The organism is Stenotrophomonas sp. HMWF023, assembly GCF_003060985.1.
GTDB lineage: Bacteria > Pseudomonadota > Gammaproteobacteria > Xanthomonadales > Xanthomonadaceae > Stenotrophomonas > Stenotrophomonas lactitubi.
This window is the reverse complement of the sequence record NZ_QAIJ01000200.1, coordinates 1-5,427: the sequence shown is the minus strand read 5'-3', so window position 1 is coordinate 5,427 and position 5,427 is coordinate 1. Positions and strand designations below refer to the sequence as shown.

At 67.7% G+C, this 5,427-nt stretch carries 3 protein-coding genes and 1 pseudogene; all 4 read left to right on the top strand.

Features of this window, described 5'->3' with window-relative positions:
* On the top strand, window positions 1–1,009 hold a 1,009-nt coding region (locus DBR20_RS10865; RefSeq protein WP_146186990.1), incomplete at its 5' end, for a GGDEF domain-containing phosphodiesterase.
* Window positions 1,010–1,142: 133 nt separating this feature from the next.
* Window positions 1,143–2,273, top strand: coding sequence for a flagellar biosynthesis protein FlhB (flhB, locus tag DBR20_RS10860; protein ID WP_108266186.1), 1,131 nt, complete (start codon window positions 1,143–1,145; stop codon window positions 2,271–2,273).
* The gene (flhA, locus tag DBR20_RS10855) at window positions 2,270–4,372 is read left to right on the top strand and encodes a flagellar biosynthesis protein FlhA (protein ID WP_108266185.1); all 2,103 of its coding nucleotides are present in this window, start codon (window positions 2,270–2,272) and stop codon (window positions 4,370–4,372) included. Before flhB ends, flhA begins: the two co-directional genes overlap by 4 nt.
* 145 nt (window positions 4,373–4,517) lie before the next feature.
* Window positions 4,518–5,427: pseudogene (locus tag DBR20_RS10850) on the top strand (flagellar biosynthesis protein FlhF); the annotation flags it as partial.

Below are 5,427 nucleotides of genomic sequence, written 5' to 3'. Positions count from 1 at the left end.
GGCGGTGGGCAGCGGCCCGCTGCTGGCGGACAACGAATTGCAGGTGACCGCCAGCATCGGCATCGCGATCTGCCCGGACCATGCCGCCAGCGAACGCCAGCTGATGGCCTTCGCCGACGCGGCGATGTACCAGGCCAAGGAGTCGGGCCGCAATGCGTTCGTGCTGTTTGCCGACTGGATGAACGACAGCGCCGAGCAGCAGTTCCGCCTGCTGGCCGACCTGCGCCGGGCGATCGGCAGCGAGCAGCTGTTCCTGCATTACCAGCCGAAGATCCGTGTGGCCACGCAGAAGGTCGCCGGCGCCGAAGCGCTGATCCGCTGGCGGCACCCGGAACAGGGCCTGATTCCGCCAGACCGCTTCATCCGCCTGGCCGAGCGCAGTGGTGCGATCAACGAGATCGGCCGCTGGGCGCTGGACCAGGCCTGCCAGCAGCTGCGCCATTGGCATGATGCCGGCCACGACAGCTGGACGATGTCGGTGAACCTGTCGCCGGTGCAGTTCAGTTCGCCGCACCTGCTGCAGGACGTACGCGAGGTGATCGAGCGCTATGCAATCGCCCCGCGCAACCTGGTGCTGGAGATCACCGAAAGCACGGTGATGCGCGATACCGATACCAGCCTGCGCCTGCTGCAGAGTTTCTCCGCCCTGGGCGTGGGCATCTCCATCGATGATTTCGGCACGGGTTACTCCAGCCTGCTGTACCTGAAGCGCCTGCCGGCCACCGAGATCAAGATCGACCATGCGTTCGTGCGCGACCTGGAACACAGTGCCGAAGACGTGGTGATCGTGTCGGCCATCGTGGCGCTGGGCCACGCGCTGGACATGGATATCGTCGCCGAGGGCGTGGAGACTGCCGCGCAGCGCGCGTACCTGGAGCGCCTGGGCTGCGACTACCTGCAGGGCTTCCTGCTCGGCCGGCCGGTGGACGCGGCCCGCTTCATGCAGCTGCACGACCTGCCGCGGCCACGGGTGGAACTGGCCAGCGGCCCGCCCCGTAACCCCCAGTAGATCCACGCCATGCGTGGAGGGCCCTTCCCGCGCAGCCAAACCCAGTAGATCCACGCCATGCGTGGATGCCCCACTCCGCCGTCACGGAACGATTCTTGCACGCACCCCGGCATCCCCTGCTGCAGTGCCTGTGATGTCCGAGAACGAATCCGCCGGCGAGAAAACCGAACAACCGACAGAAAAACGCCTGCGCGACGCCCGCGAACAGGGCAACCTGCCGCGCTCGCGTGAACTGGGCACGGCCGCCGTGTTCGGCGCCGGGGTGATCGCGGTGATGGCCATGAGCGGCTCGATGGCCAGCGGCGCCAGCGCTTGGATGCGCCATGCGCTCAGCCCCGAACAGAGCCTGCGCCAGCACCCGAAGGCCCTGTTCGGACACTTCGGCGACCTGCTGCTGCAGCTCATGTGGGTGATCGCGCCGCTGGTGCTGGTCTGCCTGCTGGCCAGTTTCCTGGCGCCGGTAGTGATGGGCGGCCTGCGCTGGTCGGCCAAGGCGATGATGCCCGACATCAATCGCATGAACCCGATGAGCGGGCTCAAGCGGCTGTACGGCCCGGAAGCGGTCGCCGAGTTCATCAAGTCGCTGCTGCGCGTGGCCTTCGTCGGCGTCGCCGCCGGCATGGTGGTCTGGACCAGCTTCAATACCCTGCGCGGGCTGATCCACCAGCCGCTGGAAACCGCCATCGGCGACGGCCTGGGTTTCACCCTGCGGCTGCTGCTGGCCACCGCCGGCGCGATGCTGGTACTGGCCGCCATCGACGCGCCGTACCAGCGCTGGAACTGGATGCGCAAGCTGAAGATGACCCGCGAAGAGCTGCGCCGGGAGATGAAGGAAAGCGAAGGCAGCCCGGAAGTGAAGGGCCGCATCCGCCAGCTGCAGCAGCAGATGGCCAACCGCCGGATGATGGAGGCGGTACCCACCGCCGACGTGGTGGTGGTCAACCCGACCCACTATGCGGTGGCGCTGAAGTACGAAGGTGGGGCCATGAATGCGCCCACCGTGGTCGCCCTGGGCGTGGATGAAACCGCCCTGCGCATCCGTGAGGTGGCCGACGGCAACAAGGTCGCCATCGTCTCTGCCCCGCCTTTGGCACGCGCCTTGTATCGGGAAGGCCAACTCGGCAAGGAAATCCCCGTGAGACTGTATTCAGCCGTCGCCCAGGTCCTCTCTTACGTCTACCAGCTGCGCACCTGGCGGACCGGCCCGATGCCGTCCACGCCGCACATCCAGGTTGATGAGTTCGGCAACGGGGGCCGTCCATGAGCGCCCAGGCATCCAGCTTCAATACCCGCCGCGCGCTTGAGATGATCCGCCAGGGTCTGGGCGCGCCGTTGATCGTGCTGGCGCTGCTGGCCATGGTCGTGGTGCCGCTGGCCGCGCCGGTGCTCGATGCGCTGTTCACCTTCAACATCGCCATCTCGCTGATGGTGCTGCTGGCGGTGGTCTACGTGAAGCGCCCGCTGGACTTCACCATCTTCCCGATCGTGCTGCTGATCACCACCATGCTGCGGCTGGCGCTGAACGTGGCCTCCACCCGCGTGATCCTGCTCAACGGCCAGAACGGCCACGAAGCGGCCGGCAAGGTGATCGCCGCGTTCGGCGAATTCGTGATCGGCGGCAACTATGCCGTCGGCATCGTGGTGTTCGCGATCCTGACCATCATCAATTTCGTGGTCATCACCAAGGGCGCCGGCCGCGTCTCGGAAGTGACCGCACGCTTCATCCTCGATGCCATGCCCGGCAAGCAGATGGCGATCGACGCCGATCTCAACGCCGGTTTGCTGACGCGCGAGGAAGCCAAGCTGCGCCGCGAGGAGGTCCGCGAGGAAGCCGACTTCTATGGCGCGATGGACGGTGCCAGCAAATTCATCCGCGGCGACGCTATCGCCGGCATCCTGATCCTGTTCATCAACATGCTGGGCGGCCTGGCCGTGGGCGTGCTGCAGCATGGCATGCCGTTCGGTGAAGCCGCGGCCACCTATACCCTGCTGTCGATCGGTGACGGCCTGGTGGCGCAGCTGCCGGCGCTGCTGGTCTCCAGCGCGGTGGCGATGCTGGTTACCCGTGCCTCGCGCTCGCAGGACATGGCGCAGGCGATGACCGGCCAGGTGTTCGGCCAGTACCGTGCGCTGGCGATCACCGCCGGCATCCTCGGCGTGGTCGGCCTGGTGCCGGGCATGCCCAACGTCGCTTTCCTGACGCTGGCGGCAATCCTCGGCTTCATCGCCTGGAAGGTGTACCGGAAAGGCCAGACCCCGGCCCAGGCCGACGCAGCTGCGGGCGAAACCAACGCACTGAGCGCGCTGGGCCGTCCCGCTGCCCCCGCACCCACGGCGGAACTGAGCTGGGACGAGCTGCGCCCGGTCGATCCGCTGGGCCTGGAAGTCGGCTATCGATTGATTTCGCTGGTGGACAGCAACCAGGGTGGCGAACTGATGCCGCGCATCAAGGGCGTGCGCCGCAAGCTTACCCAGGACGTCGGTTTCCTGATTCCGTCGGTCCACATCCGCGACAACCTGGAACTGCCGGCCAACGGCTACCGGGTGCTGGTGCATGGGGTGCCGGTGGCTACCGCCGAGATCCATCCCGACCGCGAACTGGCGCTGGACCCCGGCAGTGCGCTCGGTCCGCTGGAAGGCATCGCCGGCAAGGACCCCGCCTTCGGCCTGGACGCGACCTGGATCCAGCCGCACCAGCGCGCCCAAGCCGAAACCCTGGGCTACACCGTGGTCGACCCGGCCACGGTGGTCGCCACCCACCTTTCGCACCTGATCCGCGAGCACGCGCCGGAACTGCTTGGCCACGAGGAAGTGCAGCACCTGCTGGCCAACCTGGCCAAGAGCGCACCCAAGCTCGTCGAAGATCTGACGCCGAAGGCGCTGCCGCTGTCGGCGGTGGTGCGCGTGCTGCAGAACCTGCTGATCGAGCGCATTCCGATCCGCCAGCTGCGCAAGATCGCCGAAGCACTGGTCGAACACGCCCCGCACAGCCAGGACCCGGCCACGCTGACCGCCGCAGTGCGCACCGCGCTGGGCCGCTTCATCGTGCAGGAGATCGCCGGAATGTCGGCGGAGCTGCCGGTATTCACCCTCAACCCGCAATTGGAACGTGTCTTGCAGGAGTCCACGCAGGGCAACGGCGCCGCGCTGGAACCCGGACTCGCTGAGCGACTGCACCAGAGCCTGGCCGAATGTGTCAGCAAGCAGGAAGCCCGCAACGAGCCCGCGGTGGTGCTGGTACCAGGCCCGGTGCGCGCCGCGCTGGCCCGCCTGGTCCGCCACAGCGTTCCGTCGCTGTCGGTCCTGGCCTATAGCGAGGTGCCGGAGGACAAGCGCCTGAAGCTGGTTGGAACGATCAGCTGACGCCGCCCTGCAACGCGCCAGAAAACAGACACCACTTTCAAACACCCGCAACAGACAGATTCCAAGGGGAACCCGAACCGTGCAGACCACCGACCACCCGCGTTCTCCGACCGCCACTCCGCCGACTTCGTCCCGTGACCACAGCATGAAAATCAAACGATTCGTCGCCGCCGACATGCGCTCGGCCATGAACCTGGTGCGCAAGGAACATGGTCCTGACGCCGTGATCCTGTCCAACCGCCGGATCGAGGAAGGCATCGAGATCGTGGCTGCCGCCAACTACGATGAGAGCGCCGTACAGCGCGCCCTGGAAGCTTCGCGTCGCGACGTGGCGCCGCCGCCCGCGCCGAAGGCGCGTACCGCCGCCGACGCCGTGATCGCTGCGGTCACCCGCCGCCGCAGCAGCACCCCGGCACCGGAGCCGGTGGCAGCCACTACCTCGGCCGTCGCCGCCCTCGCCCGCGCTGCCGTCGGCGCGACCGGCCGTACCCTCGACAGCGCCGACGAAATCGTGCCGACCCGTGGCAGCACCGGTTTCGCCGCTACGCTGGCGCGTGCCGCCGTCAATGAATCGACGCTGCCGGAACAGATCTTCGCCCCGTTTGCCGACGCCATCGTGGCGCCCTCGCCGGCCGCAGCTGCCCCGGTGAACCGCGCCCGCTTCCAGATCGATCCGCCGCTGGAAGACGGCGCGCAGGTGCCGGCAGCATCGCCGCCACCGTTGCCGGTTGCCATCCAGGCCGCCACGGTGCCCGAAGACGAAACCCCTCTCGCGCCGGTTGCCGTGCAGCCGACGGAAGTTGCACCGGCACCGCTGCCGGCCTTGGCGCCGGCACCTGCTCTCACCCTGGTCGCCGACGACGCCGAGATCCGCCACCTGCGCCAGGAAGTGGCCGGCATGCGCCAGGTGATCGAGCGCGAAATGAACCGCTTCACCGATGAGCGCCTGCGCGGCTGCCCGGTGCGCGCCACCGCGCTGGACCTGATGGACGAGTACGGCTTCGACGCCGGCATCGCCCGCGACGTGGCCATGCAGATTCCGCTGGAAACCGAAG